This is a genomic window from Marinobacter adhaerens HP15 (assembly GCF_000166295.1).
In the GTDB taxonomy this organism is placed as follows: domain Bacteria; phylum Pseudomonadota; class Gammaproteobacteria; order Pseudomonadales; family Oleiphilaceae; genus Marinobacter; species Marinobacter adhaerens.
This window is the reverse complement of record NC_017506.1, coordinates 697080-712620: the sequence shown is the minus strand read 5'-3', so window position 1 is coordinate 712620 and position 15541 is coordinate 697080. Positions and strand designations below refer to the sequence as shown.

Sequence of the window (15541 nt, the reverse complement as noted above, 5' to 3'; positions counted from 1 at the left end):
AGCCTTGACAGAAAGGGCCCAAATACTGAAAATACGCGCCTCGTTTGGGGCGATGCCCAAAGCGAAATGGCAAGGTAGCTCAGTTGGTTAGAGCACAGCACTCATAATGCTGGGGTCGGCGGTTCGACTCCGCCCCTTGCTACCAGTATTTCCAAGGTTTGGCCGCTTACTCAGCGGCCTTTCTTTTTTCTACTGTGGGCATTTTGTGCCCAAACCGGAATTTCACCACGGCCACGCCATCGGAATCCGGTCCTCTCTTCTCCGCGATCAGCTCCACCGCTTTGACCAGTTCAGCAACTTCTGCCGCCGAGTAGTGTGTGGTGACCGATCCGCGTTTATGCCCCAGGAGCTCCGCCCGGGTTTCTTCGTTGACCCCAGCAGCCCTCAGCCTCCTGCCAAAGGTATGCCGGAGATCGTGCCCACGGACATGGGTAAGCCCTGCCTTCTTCCGCCCTTTGCGCCAGGCATTATTGAAGATAGAGGCCACCGGCCGGCTGCTGAAGGTGAACACCTGGTGCTCGTGCTTACCTCGCTGGCGGTTCACCACGGCTCTCGCCGTTGCATTCAGAACCACCAGGCGATCGCAGCCGTTCTTCGTGACGCTGGCGGGCAAGATGAACCCGAACCCCTTGTCAGGTAGCGAAACCTCCCACTCCCACTTCAGAGCGCAGATCTCGCTTTCCCGGCACCCGGTATGCACCGCGAACTCGGCCATATCCTTCAGGTGCTCTGGCAGTTCCTGGAACAACCTGCCCTGCTCTGCCCAGGTCACCGGCGCCGGATCCCTTGAATCTTTCCAATCCACGTCCGGAATCATCGGCGCGGTTTCCAACCAGGTCATCCCGTATTCGTCCCGCCAAAGTTCGGCGCATAGCCTGAGAATTCTCCGGGCCACGGCCAGCGATCGGTTGACGGTGCCAGACTTCGCACCCTCTTTCCGTCGGGCATCGATGAACTTTTGCAGTGTTCCGGAATGCACCTGGTTCAGGGGTAGCTTCCCAATGTGAGGGTCCAGCGACTTCAGATCCTGCACATCCCGCTTTATACTTCGCTTGTGTGCGAACTCCCGGGCATACCTGAGAGCCGCCTCCCGCCAGATTCGGCCTGGCCGAACACCATAGACCGAAGCCTGGCGGATTTCCTCGAGCCTTCGGACGAGGTACTGCTCTGCCTCTACCCGATCGCTCGTTCCAGTGCTTTCGCGAATCCTCCGTCCGTTAATTCGCTTCTCGATGTGCCATGTCCCGCCGCGGAGGCGGAGACCGTTCCCACTTTTCGACATGCTACTTCACTCCATTTTTGGGCCGGAGCACGCCCTCGCCGAGAAATATACTCGTCCAGGGCACTGTCCAAATCAAGGCGATCGAATCCCTTTCCGATCTCTCCAATCGGAATTTCAGTGAGATACGGCCGAATTTCTTTGTTAAAAACTTCCCGCCCCATACCGCAATAGTCCGGGGCCTGGCCTGCCCGAATGATCCGCGGCTGAATCATTACTTCCGTCATGAAGACACCTCCTCGGGAAGTGAATAGCGATACTGAAAGCCTGCATAGTCCTTATCTCCCGGCCTCTTGCCGCCCAGGTAGACTTCCTCTGCATCTATCAGGCCTCGGCTGACCATAAGGCTCAGATGCCAGGACAGCGTGTAGGTCTCAATTGGAAAGCCGACTGCCTTACTCATGTCGTACCAGTGAACCGATTCGCCTTTCAAAACCTCCATCACTCGATCCATCAGCCAGAAAAGTGTGGGCACTTCCAGAGTGATCAGACCATGAAGATCTTTGTACCTGGCCGGAAAATCCTGACCTCGATAGAGCATGGTTGCTGGCGGCATGTAACCACCATGCTCGAAGGCGGGTTCTGGCCGCTCAGAGGCGAACATTTCAAGCTGACCCATTACTCATCTCCTGGAGCTTTCGCTGGCTTTACTGGAGGCATTGGCGGCGGATTTGCTGGCGGATTGGGACGTGCATTCTCAACCTGGTATCGGCACCCAGCGCACCTTTCATCAATTCCGAGCAGGACGCACCGCTTGTTAGGCAGAATTGCTCGACGGGCCGATGGATGAGCGCATCTGCCGCGATAGAAATGGATGCAGTTGATGTTCGGCCTGTAGCCGCCACCAAGATCAGTATCCGGGTAAACTGGCAGGCGTACTCCGTAGTCAGGATTATTCATCAGCGACCTCCCGGCTTATTCGCGCCAACAGCTCACATTCTTCTCTGGCCTGAATTGGCGGGAAAGCTGAAAAGACCTCACCGAGTAGCGCCTGACGACGCTCTGCCTTTCGCTTTTCTGCAACCCACTTGTCCCGGAAGTTTTCGATTTCCTGCTTGGCAAACTCCAGCATGTTTTCCAGCTCACTGATCCGGCCCGCTGGGTTGGCAAAGCGAGGGCGGTAATTGCTTGCATCGTTCGGTTCATGACTCACTGCTCACCTCCCGCACCTTCGTCTACCGCGATAACCACACTCACCCCGACCATTTTTGCGGAATGATGAGCCCCTAGAAGCAACATGAACCCGCCTATGTAGGTCAGTGCCATGAAGCAGACTGTGAAGCTGATCGCCTTGCGCCACTTATCCATTCTCACTGCTCCTGTGGTGGGGCTGGGCGGTCTGGATACACTCCGGGCAGCGGAGACATTGACGGCTTGCGCTTCTGCTTCTCGCGAATCTTCTCGACCATTTCCGGCTGAGTGATCCTTGCCAACTCTGTTTCCCCGCATTGGTGCATATCCATCGCGTTGGCAAGACACAGGGCAGCGAGAGTCACTTGGACGCCGCCAACTTCCTGGGGCGGATCGCCAACCGGACGGCTGAACACGTAATCAACCAGCTTGTGCGCTTCATCAGCGGTGCACCTCAGCGATTGCACCAACTCCAATGCTTCCTCAAGGAATCGGTGGTTACGTTCCTCTTTATCTCCCGCGATCATTGCGCCAAAGCACTCCAGTAGCCACGGCTGGACACGGCTCTGGAACGACTCCGTTTCGGGTGTGGTGGCAGCAAACTCGCCATAAGGTTGAGCGCATCCAGTGGCGTGGAAGGGCTCCATATTTCCGCATTGCTGACAACGCAGATCGCCGCGCACACTATCGCTACCCTGTTCGGATGTGGTGGCAGGTGTGGGGGTGGTGAGTGGCGGCTTCTGAAATTCCTGAACCGGCAGAGCGCCTTCTTCCATCACCTCGATGCAACTGATATGAAGCCCATAAGTCTCTTTGCCGTCATCATCTTTGAGAGTGCCCACCCAAAGCACGCCCTCGCCAAAATCATCCCGGCCTTCATCCCAGCCGGTCATGGTGATGATGCTTTCAATATCCTCGTAACTGAGACACATGGAATCAGGGACAAGCGCGTAGCCCTCCGGCACCTGATCGGCTTGTTCTGGCCCAATTTTCAGTTTCCGCAACTCGTAAGCCAGCGCCAACAGCTGGTCATGCTTGACCTTGGTGGCTGCCTCACTATCTGGCCAGTTGCCTGAAATGGTGTGCGACAGCATCATGTTGTATGCCACGCCACACAGTTCTGCGTGAACCGAGTCAATCAGGCGATCTTGCTTGCTTTGTCCGCTCAGAGCGCAGTCCAGCTGATCTTCTCTATGTTCAATGGTGCCGCCATCAATGTCGGTACCACCTTCAGAATCCACTGGCTCATTGAAGCCGCACTCTGTGCACCACCATGGATCGATTTCTGTCTCCGAATGAGTGATTGGAATCATCTTGGTCCCGCATTCCGGGCAACAAGCTCCATCGGTTAACTCGAAAGGGATATTTTCGCTCACTCTTGAACCTCCTTCTCCCGCGGCTTCCCAACCAGGCATTTACCATCCGGCCCCATATCGAAAGGGCACCGGCATTCGGGATAGCTGCACACATTTTCCTTTCGTGACATGTCACGATCTTTGTAAACCAGCGCGAGGATGTACTCGGTCTGATCTTCGAACTCTCGGAGGTTTGCCGCCTCCTCGATCGCTGTTCTCTCGTTGGCAGCCAGTTGCATAGTGAAAGGCTTAATGTCCAGGTGCTTTTCCCGCTCACGCTGGCGGCGCTTTCTTTCAGCTGATGTCATGGCCATCAATCAACCCTCCGGAACTCGATCACCCATACCCAGGGGTTGGCATCCCATGGCCTTGGATCGTGCAAGCCCTTTGGTGCATTCCCGGTGATCTTGCAGAAGTAATTGGCGAAAGCCATGCGAGCATTGCCGAGGCACTTGTCACAGCTGTCCGGTGTTTCCATGGACCATCGATCATCTTGTCCATATGGGCTGGTGCCTGGGAGATCTGGAAAGTGGCGGGCGCCTTCAGCAATTGCGTCTTTCTCGCTGATATCCTGCAACCGCTCCACCCGAACAGCTGTGATTTCCAGCGTGATACGGCTGGCCCACCGGGGCATGTGGATTGAAGGGCGCCATTTCAAAGCTTCCGGATCGTCCGGAGCGTTCTCCCAGCCAGCGGGGTGCGATGCCGAATACTTCGGTGTTGCCCGATAATCGACCCAACGCTCACCAGCGAGGCCGGTATCATCAACCTCACACCAGGTTTCGCGAACCCACAGCCGGTCACCGGGCTGACCATGCCTACAGATCAGCGGATTCCCTTTGCCATTCACAGCGCCGAACGGTGCGAATGGCGTGAAATCCAATCCGCCTTCTGGTTGAGGCTTCATTGCCCGCCGCGTCTGCGTCTTCCGGCCTTCGAGAATGGCGCGAATCATGTCGTCTTTGAAAATAATCGGCCGATCCATCAGAGGTCTCCCAGCTCTTTCAGAGCTTTCCGGCCGGCTTTCATCAACGCTTGGCGATGAGACTTTTTCATTCGATTTGTCTGGTTGGCATGTACCAGAGTGCTGGCCACGGTCATGAGTCCCGAATAGGGGTTGATCTCGACACTGCGCATGATGTTCTGCTCGCAGTCGTCCGCGGACGTCCCCAGGAGCCTGACCGCCTCATCTCGTTGCTCTTGTGTCAGCATGCTTCCCTCTCCTCACTTTTCAGATGCTCCACCCACACTTGCCACTGCTCGGGTTGGAGCCATGTTCCGTCCTTCAGCACCACACAGCCGCTGGAATGGGCGTAGGCCATGCCGGTGCTCTCAATGAGCTCGATAATCGCCTCAGCGCGATCCTCGTGACTCAGGTCAGTTACCTGCGTGTGCACTGCGTACAATCCTCGCTATTCGGCTGACTGTGTGGTGGCAGCTGGGTGATGATCCGTCCCGCTGGTAATGCGGCAACCGTCGATCGAGTAGGCAGACGAGGATCTCTCGCTTCATGTGCCTGAGCACCTGAAGCTCGTGCTTCATTTCGGCCAGCTCCAGGAGCGCTTGGCGTTTGCTGGCTTCGGCCTTGTCCCGCTGATCGTTCAGGCTGAGGATGGTTCTGGCTGTATTTCCGTCCATCAGACCCTCCCATGCTGTTTGCGGAATTCATTAACGAATCCACCGGCCAGCTTCAAAAAGTCTTCACGGGTGTAAGCGCACCACTTCTTCAGGTCGGCAATGACCTGGTCGAAGTACATCCACGGCTCAATCTGTTTGCGCTGCAAACCTATCGGCGCGTCCTCATACCTGATCTGCCCGGCGCCCTCGCAAGTCGGACACTCCTCTTCCTTTTCATGACCGCAACAGGGGCAGTCCTCGATGATCTCTCCCTCGCCGTCACAACGCCGGCACTCAAGAAACGGGTTTTCTTGCTCTATGATCTGCCTCTGCTCGGCTTCCCACTGCTCATAGCTTGCAATCAACATGTCAGCTCCCGTTTCCGTTTGTTCGCTGCCAACTTGATCTTGGCCAGGTTGTGGAGCACATCGAAGCTCCCCTCTGGCGGGTTCTCCATGGCGAAGAACTTATTCAGGATTGCGTTCTCAGCCATGCTCACCAGCACCAGGTTCTCCCGGGAAAAGTTCCGCTTATCTCCGTCCTTCAATCGCACAACGTGCTTTGGCGGTACCGGACGGCCGTGGTACTCCTCCCACTTCAGGACGTGCACAAACTTCCAGTTCTTCCGGCTCATCCCTGAAGGCGCATCATCACGAACCTTCCGCTTCAGGTAGCCATCCTTGTCGACCGACTCGGTGCCAACCGGCACTGTCGTTTGCGGTTTTTGCCCGGGCTTGAACTGGTTCTCTTGGCAGCGGCCACCTGGTTGATAGCTGAGTCCCTTGTTCCAGCTTTCTTGCCCTGGCTTGAAGCACCCCGGCTTACTGGCCATGTATGCCGGATCCTTTTTGAGTCCAAGAACCGTCGCCCTGTTTTTCACTGCCAGGTAACTGCAATTGAGCATCTTCGCGATCGTTCGGTTCGGAGTGTCCGGATACAGCGATCGCAGCCAGTCATCCCGTTGCGCATTCCAGGTGGCCATGACTTACTCCAGGAACTTGGGGCCGTTGGTCAGGCCGTGTTCGCGCTTATGCTTTTCGGCATCGAGGACGAGGCGACCATTCGCAACAACCTCTTTACTGACGCCGGTGATTGCCTTGCTCCTTTCGATCTCCTGTTCCAGGTCTTCACCTTTCAGGGTTTCGTCATTCAGCCGTTCCAGCTGGGCAAAAAGATGGTTGTTAAGATCAATCAGCTTGTTTTTCATGGATGGAATCCTCCGTGGATTCGTTGTCGACTTTCTCCAGCAGCTGCTCCGCGTTCCGGATCGCCGCCAGGTATGTGTTGATGCAAGAGATAGGCACACCCAGTCGGGCCATGGAGGTGAGATCCCTGAGCACCTGGTAAAGCTCTTCAGCGTGTCGGGACTTGGCAGTCTCCACCTGGAGCGGTACCACCCTGCCCCAGTCGACCATGTCCTCACCTGCCTGGTTGGCCAGTGCCGCTTTCACCTGGTCCGGGGTTCCTGCAAAGCAGGACAGATTCCCGAAAACCTCGTGGGCATAGCACTCAGCCATGATTGGCCTCCGCCTTCTTGCGCTTGTAGATCTCTTCGCGGTCAATGCTTGTGTGCTTTGGCGCGGTAACGCCCATGCGAATTTGCGGGCCGTTGTTCCCCAGAACGGTGACCTCCACCACTTCCCCGCTCGGGGTCTCGATGACGATCGTCTCTCCGGTGCGCCTTGTCAGAATCAGCATTCTCTCTTCTCCTTTTTTTGATGGTGTCGATTGCTATTGCCAGCCAGAAAAGAAGCGCTGCGCTGAGCGCTACTGACAAGTGTTCTGGATCGATATTCATGCGACACCCGGCCCCGGCTGGCGGACTTCGCGAATCCGAGTCGGCATACGGACCACGTTGCCCTGCTCTCTCGGCACGGCCTTGTAGTTCCTGCCATCGCTGGAAAGCCGAAGCTCACAGCCCAACGAAGCCAGTGCCTCCATCATTTGGCCTTGGGTAACTTTCTCCGGCAGTTCAATCGTCAGAGTTGCCATAGTGATCTCCTGGTTAAGCTCGGTTTTCGCGGATCTGATTCCGGCCAATGGTGTTGCGAACCGCTGGCGGACGGGTGCCTGTCATTGGTGTAGGCCTGCTTCGCATTGCGGGTAGTGCTGAGAAAGCCATGAGAACGAAAGCAAATGCCCTAGCCCGGAAGAGGCCCTGCATCCAGCCTTGTGAAATGAGATCTACTCGGCTCTGCGCGTGAAACTGGTCTTTCGCTTCATCTAGATGCCAGGTCACGGTGTCTGGTGAGATATCCAGCAACCGCCCAATTTCTTTGGCGCTCATGCCCCTCGCCGCGAGCATAACGACTTCGGCCCGGCGTGGTGGGAGGAGCGTCGTGTCTGCCAGCTCCACCTCCATTCGTGGGTAATGCGGTTTTTGTCTGCGGCCCATTTTGTTGTCTCCCTGATCAACGGTATGGGCACTATAACAACACCTGTTGTTTTCCATGTCAACAACCAATGTTGTTTTTTTTGCCGGCCTCTCGGTCATTGTGGGGCGTATCTTGCGGGTGAATATGGGCAGGAAGTTCTATATATTTGCCGCGACAAACAAGGAGGCATTCGTGCAAAGAAACTTAACTGCAGTTATCGCTACCCTGCTTCTAGCCTGCCCATTCCCGGCAGCCGCAGATCTGGTAAAGAAAACGAGTTCAGGCATCTGCCATCCGCCAGCCAGTTCCTACTTCGACCGGACAAAGAACTACCAAGCTTTCGACAAGGTTGAAGCTTGCCTGGCGTCCGGCGGTCGACTTCCAAAGGGCATGAGCGGATATCGAGACAACAGTGAGTCCGCCAGCAGGCCCCTGGCGAAAGCCGACTCACGGTATGAGAGAAGCAAGTTTGGGCATGGGTGGGATGATGCGGATGGAGACTGCCAGAACAGCCGTGCCGAGGCCCTGATCGCTCAGTCCAGCACCAAGGTCAGATTCGCGGATGAAAGGCTCTGCAGGGTGGTTACCGGCCGCTGGATCAGCCCCTTTACGGGCAAGGTCATTCAGAATGCTTCAGAGATCGATATTGATCATGTCGTACCGCTGAAGTGGGCTTGGGACCACGGAGCCAATACCTGGTCTGATGGTAAGCGGGAAAGGTTCGCCAACGATCCGGTCAATTTGTGGAGTGTAGAGCTGTCCCTAAACCGCCAGAAAGGCGCTCAGGGGCCTGAGGAATGGCTTCCGCCAGCTGGGAAGTGTCAGTACGTCAGCAGGTTCGTCAGGATAGTGAAGGTTTACGGGCTGAAGCCCTCGCAGGGAGAGTTCAATCGATACAAACAGCAGCTGGCGGAGTATTGCGGGTAAGAAAAAGCCCTTCATTTATCAGGCTATACATCGTCTTCAATAACTTCGCGCAGAAAAATCAATCGCGGTATTTTTTGACCGGCATTATCTGAACGGAAAACGACCGTGACTTTGCCACGTATTTGGCGTTTGTTGAAAAGGTCGTCAGGCATAACGGATGGATCCAGCTGAAGCTTTATTCTTCGATCGCTGAGGTCAGGAGCGCGCACGCGCCATCCGCTTTTAGTGTGATCGAGATCAATGGCCCTGAGCTCCAGCAACAGCCCGTCGTAATCTTCGACTATCTCCTCTGGCTCATCATCCTGGACATAATCCGGCATTGCTTTGACGGACTCACTGGTAATTTTTAGGCCGGGATTATCCCCAAACTCGATATATCCATTTGGATCTCGCTTTGCAGGCTTCACGATCCGGGCTGCGTCTTTGGCAAGTTGATTCTTGTCCTGCACCGCGTTATCAATGAGTGCCCGAAATTCGTCTGCATCCAAGCCGACCATGCCGCTACCAATTTGGATAACGGTGTTGTTATTTGCTTCAATCGCAGCTCTTTTCTCGGGCTTATTCTTTGACCGTTTCCCCAACCAGTAGAGGCCACCGCTCAGGACCATAACCAAAATAATTGCGGATAGCACTTGAGGGTCACTCATGACCTCCTCCATACCAAGCTTTTCTCTTGCCGCACCAATGGCGCTGTCGAAGTTTTTCTGGTTGCCAAAGATGAACTTTACAACGAGGTCTTCCCAAATACTTCCGGATCTGAACTCATCGAGATATATCTCGACAGACTCTATCTTGTAGTCCGGAAACAGCGCTTCAAGCACGCTTGGAGTTTGCCTGATCAGGCTATCTAATGCTACGAGCCCATCCGCTATTTCCTGAATAGAGGCCCTGTTTTTGTTTGTGTAGTGAACCTGCTGGGGAATGCTGAAGTCCATTTCAAGAGCCTTACTTCGTTGGATTTATCGGAAAACTAGCGCAACACTGACCACCAAAAAACACGCCCGATGATCCGGATATTGTTGTCGATCACATCCTGAGCGGAATACTCTTCAGTCGCATGCTCTGATGCATTCTGGCTCACAATCTTGATTCCGCCACCTGGTCGACGGTGCAGATACTTCACTCGGAGCATGCCATCGTGGTCGATCGCATAGATTTCGCCATCCCGGATGGTAGTGTCACCGGTGTTCACGCCAACACAGGTGCCGTCCGGCATAACCGGTTCCATGCTGTTGCCGCGGACGAAGGCACAGGCTGCGTTCTCTTCGACCACCCCTGCCCTGGATAACGTGGATTTTGCAAAGCGGAGTTTGGCGCCGTGGTTCTCGATTACCTGAGTCTGGCCCGCGCCGGCTGCCAGCTCTACTTCCCTGAACAGAGGCAATTCAACTTCATCCTCATCCAATGGCGTGTTGCTGTCCCAAGCATCCATGTGCCCGAAGAACTCCAGTTCGTCGGCATTTTTAGAAGCCCGCTGTAAATTTTTATTAGTCTGCGGTGACACACAAACATCGCGTTTCGTCCCCGATCTGGGAAAGCCCTCAATTTCAATTTTTGAAAGCAACCAATCTGGCGCATATAAGCCGCCACCAGTTATTTCTTCGAATTCGTCTTCAGTGATGCCGAGCAGATTCTCAATATTGTCGCCAGCTTCCAAGCTTTCTCGAACGCAATCAAAAAATATCGTTTCCCATTGATACCGGGCATCAGACTGATCAAGCTCTTTACGAGCCTTCCTCGCCTCCTCCTCAAGCATTGGCCCGCTACCGGAAACCAGCCACAACAAACTGACCCCAAGAGCTTCAGCCATTTCTGCAGCCTTGTTTGAGCGCTGGCTATCCCTTTTTTCGAGAGCTCCAATTGCCGCCTGAGTCAGTCCGACGCGCTCACCAAGCTGCTCTTGAGTATAACCAGCGAGTTTTCTTGCCTGTTTGAGTCTTTGCCCTAACGCCATTGAACTCCCCTTAAAAAAAACATCATAAAACAATTGTTTTAGGGTGCTCCAACAACAGATGTTGACATATAAAACAACTAGTGTTGTTATTGCATGCGAACGCAGCGGAGACGTCGATGAGTACCGAAGCCCTCAAAAAGGCAATTGAAATAGCTGGCAACCAAACGTCGCTTGGAAAGCTAGTAGGGCTGTCTCAGCCCTACATATGGAATTGGTTAAACCGAGATCAATCAATTCCTGCTGAATACGTCATTCCTGTTGCCCAAGCCATCGACTGGCAGGTCACTCCTCACGAGCTCCGCCCGGACATCTACCCGAATCCTACTGACGGGTTGCCGGCGGAACGATCTGGAGAGGCCGCCTGATGGTTTCCATTAAACCACTCCGGAGCTGGCGGAATACCCGTCTGACTACGGGTGGATATCTGTACAGGGTTTGAAGCAAGCGCGAGCTGCAGCGCTATCAGAAGCAGACGGTAAAACAAGCTGGCCAGGCGTAAGCCGAGGTGCCGACATTGCAGCCGGGGACAGGGTCCCGGCGATAGAACGCCAGCAGCGCGAGGCAAAGGTAACCCACCACCGCCCCAGTTGATCGCGCTGACAGCCTGGAAAGACAGGCCGTATCCGGGAGGGCTCTGCTCCCATGACCAAGGTGACTTGGTAGGTCTCCCCAGGCCTGCGAGTCAGGTAGAGCCCTCCTCGGATACGGATACCGCCCGAGAGAGCCCGCCCGCTTCGGCGGAATCTGAACTGCCCGTGTGAGCTGCGGCAGGAATGTAGGGCCATAGAACGTCGTGCGTCGAGCCACCGGCGCCACGGCTCCACCCTGGGGATGGTGCCCAGGGCACCCGGCACAAAAGTATCACCGTTGGTAGGTGGTTGACGTGTCCCCGGACGAGGGTAACCGGGACGCATCTGGGAGTGTCCTTGCCGTTGAAAGCGGGTCCGCCAAGCGAGGGCATTCCACAGATGTGTAAGGGGTTGGGAGGTTCCCGGCCGACGCATCAACCGCAATGACATTGCGAACTTGTGGCTCCCACCGGTAGGGGGTCTGGGTAGCCTCCCTTCAAAAGGCATACGGCGGTGGTACCGGATAACCCGCCAGCTATGCAGGCATGGAGAAACGGTGTCTCGCTGGGCTCATAACCCGGATATCGGAGGGTTCGACTCCCTCGCCTGCTACCAGACAACGCTTTGAGGTGGACCATGCAATCACTTGGTGAATGGAACGCCTACGTTGCCGCCGGCGCCGATCGGGAAGAGAGAAAGGCCAGGCTGGCGGAGTGTCCGGAGTCACTACGAGAAAACGTGACATGTCACGTTAAGACAGTTTTTGAATTACGCAGTCGGAGCAGGCAATGCCAGAGAAACTCGAAATCAAACTTCCCTGGCCGCACAAGGCCCTAAGCCCGAACTCACGAGGGCATTGGGCAAAGAAGGCCAGGGCTGCAGAAGTCTATCGGTACACCTGCAAGATGATTTCGCTGGAGACCATCCAGGCCGGCAAGTGGGATCTGACTCCGCTGAGGGAGCTGGTCGAAGCTGGCGGCGAAATTCATGTGTTCCTGGACTTCCACCCGCCTAACCGGCGGGCCCGGGACGACGACAACATTATTGCCGCGTTCAAGTCAGGCCGTGATGGGCTGGCGGATGCACTGAAGATCGATGACTGCCACTTCCGGACACATCCGTTTCTGAAGCGCGACGAGATCATGAAGCCGGACGGAGAGGTTCGTGTGGTGGTCACGGGGAAAGGGCCAGAGGCCTGAAATAAGAAAGCCCGGCTCAAACGGTGCGCAAACACCTCGCCGGGCTAACATCCGAGGAGGACAGTATGAACCAACTGATTACTGCGGGCAACACACAGCAACTCACGATGAGCAGTCGCGAGATTGCGGAGCTCACCGGGAAGCGCCACCCAGATGTGAAGCGCGATATTGAAGTGATGCTCAAGGCGCTTGAAAGAGATGTGAGCAGTTTTGCTCATACCTATTTCGATTCAATGAATCGCAAGCAGGCGGAGTATCGCCTTGACCGCGAACTCACCGAGACTTTGGTGACAGGCTATAGCATTCCGCTGCGCCACAGGGTCATTAAGCGCCTGCACGAGCTGGAACAAAGGAAAGCCGCCCCGGGCTGGCTGGAAAACCTCAGCCCTCAAGCGAAAGTCGTTATTGAGGACCTGAACTCCCAGGTGAACCACTACCGGCAGGAAACTGACCGTCTCAACGCCGTGTGCAACGACCTGGCCGAGAATCTTAAAGCAGGCCTCACCCCGGTGGAGTTCTGCCGGATGCTCAATGGCGTCAATCTGAACCGCGTTCAGGCCGTTCTGGTCGAGCGCAAGCGCCTTCTCAAGACCCAGCACGGCTACCGAAGCGCCGCCGCCTACCGAGACAAGCTATTCACCGAGCGCCGGTACCTAAACAAGGAGGATCGGCCCTGCGAGAAGGTAATCCTGACCCAGAAGGGTGCGAAGTGGCTCTATTCCCAATATGAACAGGGTCAGCTCGAAATGCGCAAGGACTGGGATGGCAACTACACACACATGCTTTTCGATAACGAGGAAAAGGCTGCATGAGTATTATCGACCTGATGGCGCGCCCCATCGCATTTAATCGCGCCTTCGTGGATCTAGGCCTTGGTATGTGCGGAGCAATGATGCTGTCCCAGTCGCTCTACTGGCGAACAAGGACCAGGAACCCAGATGGATGGTTTTACAAGTCACAGGCGGAATGGCAGGACGAGACTGGCATGACAAGGCGTGAGCAGGAAACTGCCCGCCGCCGCCTGACTAAAGCCGGCTTCCTTCAGGAGGATCGAAAGGGAGTTCCCGCCCGACTGTATTTTCGAGTAGACATTGAGGCTGTCGAGGCTGCCCTGGAAGCGCTGTCATCCAGTTTGGCGGAAAGCGCCAATCAAGAGTGTACAGCCAACAAAAACAACAGTTTGGCGGAAAGCGCCAATCAAGAATGTACAAACGGTGCAACAAGTATGGCGGAAACCGCCATTCAAGAGTGCACGAATCCGCCAGACAGTGATGGCGGAAAGCGCCAATCTATTACAGAGATTACTACAGAGACTACAGCAGAGATTACGGCAGAAAGATCGTCCGGGCCTGATCGGCCGGACACCCCTTTGGACACTTCTAGCGAAACTGAGCCAGAGCCCAACCCTGAGCCCTCAAGGCCAGACGCCGCCATTGAGAACGGTCGCTTCTGGGGGACTCAAGACGATCTCGACCTGGCCGTGTGGATGTGGGATCGGCTCGCTGAACAGCTCGGTCCTGACAAACCTAGAGCCCCGAACTTCTCCCGATGGGCCAACACAATCCGGCTGATGCGCGAGCAGGACGGCCGGGAGCATCGGCACATCCGGATTTTGTACGACTGGGCCCGCCAGCATGAATTCTGGGCGGCGAACATCCAGAGCCCTGACAAGCTCCGCGAAAAGTGGTCCAGGCTGGCACTGCAGCGCAAGACCGAAATGCGCAAGCCTGGTGCCGAGCCAGACCTCGACCGAGCCGCCGAGCTCCGAAGAATCCATGAACAGCGCATGTCCAGCCAGCAAGGGGTGACCTATGAACACTAATGACCTCGAAGCCTTCGACTCGCTCTGGGCACAGGCCTATGAGATCTACGGCAAGCGTATGGAGCCCAGAGTGGTCTACATGGTCTTCCAGTCCCTGATCGCTTTCTCTCTGGCGGACATTGAGCGCGCCATTTCTCGGCACGTAACGAACCCGGATACCGGCCAGTATCCGCCCAAGCCCGCCGATATCGTCCGATTGCTTCAGGGCAGCAGCCAATCCGCCAGCGGTGAGGCCTGGGCAAAGGTCGATCGCGCCATTCGGTGTGTAGGCAACTACCGCTCCGTAGTTTTCGATGATCCCAAGATTCACGCAGCCATCGAGCGACTAGGCGGATGGCAGAAAATCAGCATGACTGAGGAGAAGGAATACCCGTTTCTCCGGAATAACTTCCAGAAGCTTTACCAGGGCTTCACCTTCCAACCTCCCGAGTCTTTCCCGCGAAAGCTGATCGGCACCTGTGAGCACGAGAACAGCCAGCACGAGGGTTTCAATCGAGGCCGCCCTCAAGATGAGCCGGTAATGATTGGCAACCCGGAAAAGGCCCGGATGGTTTACCAGGGCGGCGGCGATATGGGGGTGGCCCGTATTCAGCAGCACGGCACCAAGGAGTTTCTGGAGCTCGCCGTGGACAGCGCGGCAAAACGCATCGGAGGCGTCCATTGAGAAAGGCGTCCGGCCCCACCCTGACGAAGCAAAAGCGACCGCTCAAGCGTTGCCCGACCTGCCATGGCCGTGGCGTTGTAAAGCCGATGTTTTACGAGCTGCCGTGCGACCACTGCGAATCCTCCGGAGTGGTCTGCAAGGAAACCGGCGAAGGACTGCCAGCCTCTGAGCTGATCCTCCAGTTGCGACTCAGGCTGAACGAGAAAGAGCAGGAGATTAAAGGGCTACACCGCCAGCTGGCGGACGAGCGGGCCAAAGACGACAGCCGAGGCTATGGGGCTGGCGGATCACGGTACCACGGAGACTGACATGATGAAGAAACAATCGCTGATAGGAACAGCGCCCAAGCAACGAGGCATTAAGTACGACCAGGAAAAGCCCCGGATGGACCTGATCCCGCCGCTCATGGAGCTGGAAACCGCCAAGGTGCTGAGCGTTGGGGCGATCAAGTACCACGAGGACAACTGGCGGCAAGTGCCAGACCTGCGCAGGCGGTACATCGCCGCTGCCAGGCGGCATATCAACGCCCTGAGCCAGGGCATCATGCTGGACGATGAAACCGGCCTGCACCATGCCGCCCATGCGGTGTGCTGCCTGATGTTTCTGGGAGAGGTTGAGCTGGAAGCTCTCATTACTGAATAAGGGTCAT

The 15541-nt window shown here is 55.9% G+C and carries 27 protein-coding genes and 2 tRNA genes; 10 read left to right on the top strand and 19 right to left on the bottom strand.

Annotated features, from left to right (window positions below; genetic code table 11):
• The first annotated feature begins 68 nt into the window (after positions 1 to 68).
• Positions 69 to 145, top strand: a tRNA-Met gene (locus HP15_RS03525).
• Positions 146 to 166: 21 nt separating this feature from the next.
• Here the strand turns inward: HP15_RS03525 and HP15_RS03520 are convergent.
• From HP15_RS03520 to HP15_RS03440, 17 genes are all read right to left on the bottom strand, one after another.
• The gene (locus HP15_RS03520) at positions 167 to 1282 is read right to left on the bottom strand and encodes a tyrosine-type recombinase/integrase (RefSeq protein WP_041644992.1); all 1116 of its coding nucleotides are present in this window, start codon (positions 1280 to 1282) and stop codon (positions 167 to 169) included.
• A gap of 220 nt (positions 1283 to 1502) precedes the next feature.
• Positions 1503 to 1898, bottom strand: a complete 396-nt coding sequence (locus HP15_RS03510) for a hypothetical protein (protein WP_014576219.1) — start codon at positions 1896 to 1898, stop codon at positions 1503 to 1505.
• Positions 1899 to 2171: 273 nt separating this feature from the next.
• On the bottom strand, positions 2172 to 2432 hold the full coding sequence (locus tag HP15_RS03505) for a hypothetical protein (protein ID WP_014576218.1): 261 nt from the start codon (positions 2430 to 2432) through the stop codon (positions 2172 to 2174).
• A complete protein-coding gene (locus HP15_RS22280; RefSeq protein ID WP_014576217.1) occupies positions 2429 to 2587 on the bottom strand; it encodes a hypothetical protein in 159 nt (52 codons plus the stop codon). The genes HP15_RS03505 and HP15_RS22280 overlap by 4 nt, the downstream gene beginning before the upstream one ends.
• 2 nt (positions 2588 to 2589) lie before the next feature.
• Positions 2590 to 3786 carry a hypothetical protein gene (locus HP15_RS22460; protein ID WP_206076547.1) on the bottom strand — a complete coding sequence of 399 codons (1197 nt, stop codon included), beginning with the start codon at positions 3784 to 3786 and terminating at the stop codon, positions 2590 to 2592.
• Complete coding sequence (locus HP15_RS03490) at positions 3783 to 4079, bottom strand: hypothetical protein (protein ID WP_014576215.1); 297 nt, start codon at positions 4077 to 4079, stop codon at positions 3783 to 3785. The genes HP15_RS22460 and HP15_RS03490 overlap by 4 nt, the downstream gene beginning before the upstream one ends.
• Complete coding sequence (locus tag HP15_RS03485; RefSeq protein ID WP_014576214.1) at positions 4079 to 4750, bottom strand: hypothetical protein; 672 nt, start codon at positions 4748 to 4750, stop codon at positions 4079 to 4081. The genes HP15_RS03490 and HP15_RS03485 overlap by 1 nt, the downstream gene beginning before the upstream one ends.
• Positions 4750 to 4977, bottom strand: coding sequence for a hypothetical protein (locus HP15_RS03480; protein ID WP_014576213.1), 228 nt, complete (start codon positions 4975 to 4977; stop codon positions 4750 to 4752). The genes HP15_RS03485 and HP15_RS03480 overlap by 1 nt, the downstream gene beginning before the upstream one ends.
• Positions 4971 to 5162 carry a hypothetical protein gene (locus tag HP15_RS03475; RefSeq protein ID WP_014576212.1) on the bottom strand — a complete coding sequence of 64 codons (192 nt, stop codon included), beginning with the start codon at positions 5160 to 5162 and terminating at the stop codon, positions 4971 to 4973. Before HP15_RS03475 ends, HP15_RS03480 begins: the two co-directional genes overlap by 7 nt.
• On the bottom strand, positions 5143 to 5403 hold the full coding sequence (locus tag HP15_RS21845; RefSeq protein WP_014576211.1) for a hypothetical protein: 261 nt from the start codon (positions 5401 to 5403) through the stop codon (positions 5143 to 5145). The genes HP15_RS03475 and HP15_RS21845 overlap by 20 nt, the downstream gene beginning before the upstream one ends.
• Entirely contained in the window at positions 5403 to 5750 is a 348-nt protein-coding gene (locus HP15_RS03470; RefSeq protein WP_014576210.1) for a hypothetical protein, read from the bottom strand. Before HP15_RS03470 ends, HP15_RS21845 begins: the two co-directional genes overlap by 1 nt.
• Entirely contained in the window at positions 5744 to 6364 is a 621-nt protein-coding gene (locus tag HP15_RS03465) for an HNH endonuclease signature motif containing protein (RefSeq protein ID WP_014576209.1), read from the bottom strand. The genes HP15_RS03470 and HP15_RS03465 overlap by 7 nt, the downstream gene beginning before the upstream one ends.
• 3 nt (positions 6365 to 6367) lie before the next feature.
• On the bottom strand, positions 6368 to 6589 hold the full coding sequence (locus tag HP15_RS03460; RefSeq protein ID WP_014576208.1) for a hypothetical protein: 222 nt from the start codon (positions 6587 to 6589) through the stop codon (positions 6368 to 6370).
• Positions 6570 to 6899, bottom strand: coding sequence for a hypothetical protein (locus HP15_RS03455; RefSeq protein ID WP_014576207.1), 330 nt, complete (start codon positions 6897 to 6899; stop codon positions 6570 to 6572). Before HP15_RS03455 ends, HP15_RS03460 begins: the two co-directional genes overlap by 20 nt.
• The gene (locus HP15_RS03450; RefSeq protein ID WP_014576206.1) at positions 6892 to 7080 is read right to left on the bottom strand and encodes a carbon storage regulator; all 189 of its coding nucleotides are present in this window, start codon (positions 7078 to 7080) and stop codon (positions 6892 to 6894) included. The genes HP15_RS03455 and HP15_RS03450 overlap by 8 nt, the downstream gene beginning before the upstream one ends.
• A gap of 96 nt (positions 7081 to 7176) precedes the next feature.
• A complete protein-coding gene (locus HP15_RS03445; protein WP_049784456.1) occupies positions 7177 to 7374 on the bottom strand; it encodes a hypothetical protein in 198 nt (65 codons plus the stop codon).
• A gap of 13 nt (positions 7375 to 7387) precedes the next feature.
• On the bottom strand, positions 7388 to 7777 hold the full coding sequence (locus HP15_RS03440; protein ID WP_041644990.1) for a response regulator transcription factor: 390 nt from the start codon (positions 7775 to 7777) through the stop codon (positions 7388 to 7390).
• A 124-nt stretch (positions 7778 to 7901) separates the two neighbouring features.
• On the opposite strand from HP15_RS03440, the gene HP15_RS03435 reads away from it, so the two are divergent.
• On the top strand, positions 7902 to 8684 hold the full coding sequence (locus HP15_RS03435; protein WP_169702129.1) for an HNH endonuclease family protein: 783 nt from the start codon (positions 7902 to 7904) through the stop codon (positions 8682 to 8684).
• Between the two features lie 23 nt (positions 8685 to 8707).
• Here the strand turns inward: HP15_RS03435 and HP15_RS03430 are convergent, their stop codons facing one another.
• Complete coding sequence (locus HP15_RS03430; protein WP_014576203.1) at positions 8708 to 9619, bottom strand: hypothetical protein; 912 nt, start codon at positions 9617 to 9619, stop codon at positions 8708 to 8710.
• Positions 9620 to 9654: 35 nt separating this feature from the next.
• Positions 9655 to 10638, bottom strand: a complete 984-nt coding sequence (locus HP15_RS21635) for an XRE family transcriptional regulator (protein WP_014576202.1) — start codon at positions 10636 to 10638, stop codon at positions 9655 to 9657.
• Between the two features lie 116 nt (positions 10639 to 10754).
• On the opposite strand from HP15_RS21635, the gene HP15_RS03420 reads away from it, so the two are divergent.
• The 8 genes from HP15_RS03420 (at position 10755) to HP15_RS03385 (ending at position 15534) form a co-directional block, all read left to right on the top strand.
• Positions 10755 to 11003, top strand: coding sequence for a transcriptional regulator (locus HP15_RS03420; RefSeq protein WP_041644989.1), 249 nt, complete (start codon positions 10755 to 10757; stop codon positions 11001 to 11003).
• Positions 11004 to 11746: 743 nt separating this feature from the next.
• Positions 11747 to 11818 (top strand) — tRNA-Met (locus tag HP15_RS03415).
• Between the two features lie 177 nt (positions 11819 to 11995).
• On the top strand, positions 11996 to 12406 hold the full coding sequence (locus HP15_RS03410; RefSeq protein WP_041644987.1) for a hypothetical protein: 411 nt from the start codon (positions 11996 to 11998) through the stop codon (positions 12404 to 12406).
• A 65-nt stretch (positions 12407 to 12471) separates the two neighbouring features.
• The gene (locus HP15_RS03405) at positions 12472 to 13218 is read left to right on the top strand and encodes a Rha family transcriptional regulator (RefSeq protein ID WP_041644986.1); all 747 of its coding nucleotides are present in this window, start codon (positions 12472 to 12474) and stop codon (positions 13216 to 13218) included.
• Positions 13215 to 14228, top strand: a complete 1014-nt coding sequence (locus HP15_RS03400) for a hypothetical protein (protein ID WP_014576199.1) — start codon at positions 13215 to 13217, stop codon at positions 14226 to 14228. The genes HP15_RS03405 and HP15_RS03400 overlap by 4 nt, the downstream gene beginning before the upstream one ends.
• Positions 14218 to 14892, top strand: a complete 675-nt coding sequence (locus HP15_RS03395; RefSeq protein WP_014576198.1) for a DUF6475 domain-containing protein — start codon at positions 14218 to 14220, stop codon at positions 14890 to 14892. The genes HP15_RS03400 and HP15_RS03395 overlap by 11 nt, the downstream gene beginning before the upstream one ends.
• Positions 14889 to 15200 carry a zinc finger-like domain-containing protein gene (locus tag HP15_RS03390; protein WP_049784455.1) on the top strand — a complete coding sequence of 104 codons (312 nt, stop codon included), beginning with the start codon at positions 14889 to 14891 and terminating at the stop codon, positions 15198 to 15200. The genes HP15_RS03395 and HP15_RS03390 overlap by 4 nt, the downstream gene beginning before the upstream one ends.
• A 1-nt stretch (position 15201) precedes the next feature.
• Entirely contained in the window at positions 15202 to 15534 is a 333-nt protein-coding gene (locus tag HP15_RS03385; RefSeq protein ID WP_049784454.1) for a dATP/dGTP diphosphohydrolase domain-containing protein, read from the top strand.
• Positions 15535 to 15541: the final 7 nt, after the last annotated feature.

Excerpts from the sequence above, each read along its gene's own strand:
- HP15_RS03490 (WP_014576215.1), bottom strand. The coding sequence starts at position 4,079 with ATGGCCATGACATCAGCTGAAAGAAAGCGCCGCCAGCGTGAGCGGGAA.
- HP15_RS03420 (WP_041644989.1), top strand. The coding sequence starts at position 10,755 with ATGAGTACCGAAGCCCTCAAAAAGGCAATTGAAATAGCTGGCAACCAA.
- HP15_RS21845 (WP_014576211.1), bottom strand. The coding sequence starts at position 5,403 with ATGGACGGAAATACAGCCAGAACCATCCTCAGCCTGAACGATCAGCGG.
- HP15_RS03460 (WP_014576208.1), bottom strand. The coding sequence starts at position 6,589 with ATGAAAAACAAGCTGATTGATCTTAACAACCATCTTTTTGCCCAGCTG.
- HP15_RS03480 (WP_014576213.1), bottom strand. The coding sequence starts at position 4,977 with ATGCTGACACAAGAGCAACGAGATGAGGCGGTCAGGCTCCTGGGGACG.
- HP15_RS03430 (WP_014576203.1), bottom strand. The coding sequence starts at position 9,619 with ATGGACTTCAGCATTCCCCAGCAGGTTCACTACACAAACAAAAACAGG.
- HP15_RS03470 (WP_014576210.1), bottom strand. The coding sequence starts at position 5,750 with ATGTTGATTGCAAGCTATGAGCAGTGGGAAGCCGAGCAGAGGCAGATC.
- HP15_RS03400 (WP_014576199.1), top strand. The coding sequence starts at position 13,215 with ATGAGTATTATCGACCTGATGGCGCGCCCCATCGCATTTAATCGCGCC.
- HP15_RS03385 (WP_049784454.1), top strand. The coding sequence starts at position 15,202 with ATGATGAAGAAACAATCGCTGATAGGAACAGCGCCCAAGCAACGAGGC.
- HP15_RS03455 (WP_014576207.1), bottom strand. The coding sequence starts at position 6,899 with ATGGCTGAGTGCTATGCCCACGAGGTTTTCGGGAATCTGTCCTGCTTT.
- HP15_RS03440 (WP_041644990.1), bottom strand. The coding sequence starts at position 7,777 with ATGGGCCGCAGACAAAAACCGCATTACCCACGAATGGAGGTGGAGCTG.
- HP15_RS03435 (WP_169702129.1), top strand. The coding sequence starts at position 7,902 with ATGGGCAGGAAGTTCTATATATTTGCCGCGACAAACAAGGAGGCATTC.
- HP15_RS03445 (WP_049784456.1), bottom strand. The coding sequence starts at position 7,374 with ATGGCAACTCTGACGATTGAACTGCCGGAGAAAGTTACCCAAGGCCAA.
- HP15_RS03405 (WP_041644986.1), top strand. The coding sequence starts at position 12,472 with ATGAACCAACTGATTACTGCGGGCAACACACAGCAACTCACGATGAGC.
- HP15_RS03465 (WP_014576209.1), bottom strand. The coding sequence starts at position 6,364 with ATGGCCACCTGGAATGCGCAACGGGATGACTGGCTGCGATCGCTGTAT.
- HP15_RS03410 (WP_041644987.1), top strand. The coding sequence starts at position 11,996 with ATGCCAGAGAAACTCGAAATCAAACTTCCCTGGCCGCACAAGGCCCTA.
- HP15_RS03485 (WP_014576214.1), bottom strand. The coding sequence starts at position 4,750 with ATGGATCGGCCGATTATTTTCAAAGACGACATGATTCGCGCCATTCTC.
- HP15_RS03510 (WP_014576219.1), bottom strand. The coding sequence starts at position 1,898 with ATGGGTCAGCTTGAAATGTTCGCCTCTGAGCGGCCAGAACCCGCCTTC.
- HP15_RS03450 (WP_014576206.1), bottom strand. The coding sequence starts at position 7,080 with ATGCTGATTCTGACAAGGCGCACCGGAGAGACGATCGTCATCGAGACC.
- HP15_RS22280 (WP_014576217.1), bottom strand. The coding sequence starts at position 2,587 with ATGGATAAGTGGCGCAAGGCGATCAGCTTCACAGTCTGCTTCATGGCA.
- HP15_RS21635 (WP_014576202.1), bottom strand. The coding sequence starts at position 10,638 with ATGGCGTTAGGGCAAAGACTCAAACAGGCAAGAAAACTCGCTGGTTAT.
- HP15_RS03520 (WP_041644992.1), bottom strand. The coding sequence starts at position 1,282 with ATGTCGAAAAGTGGGAACGGTCTCCGCCTCCGCGGCGGGACATGGCAC.
- HP15_RS03395 (WP_014576198.1), top strand. The coding sequence starts at position 14,218 with ATGAACACTAATGACCTCGAAGCCTTCGACTCGCTCTGGGCACAGGCC.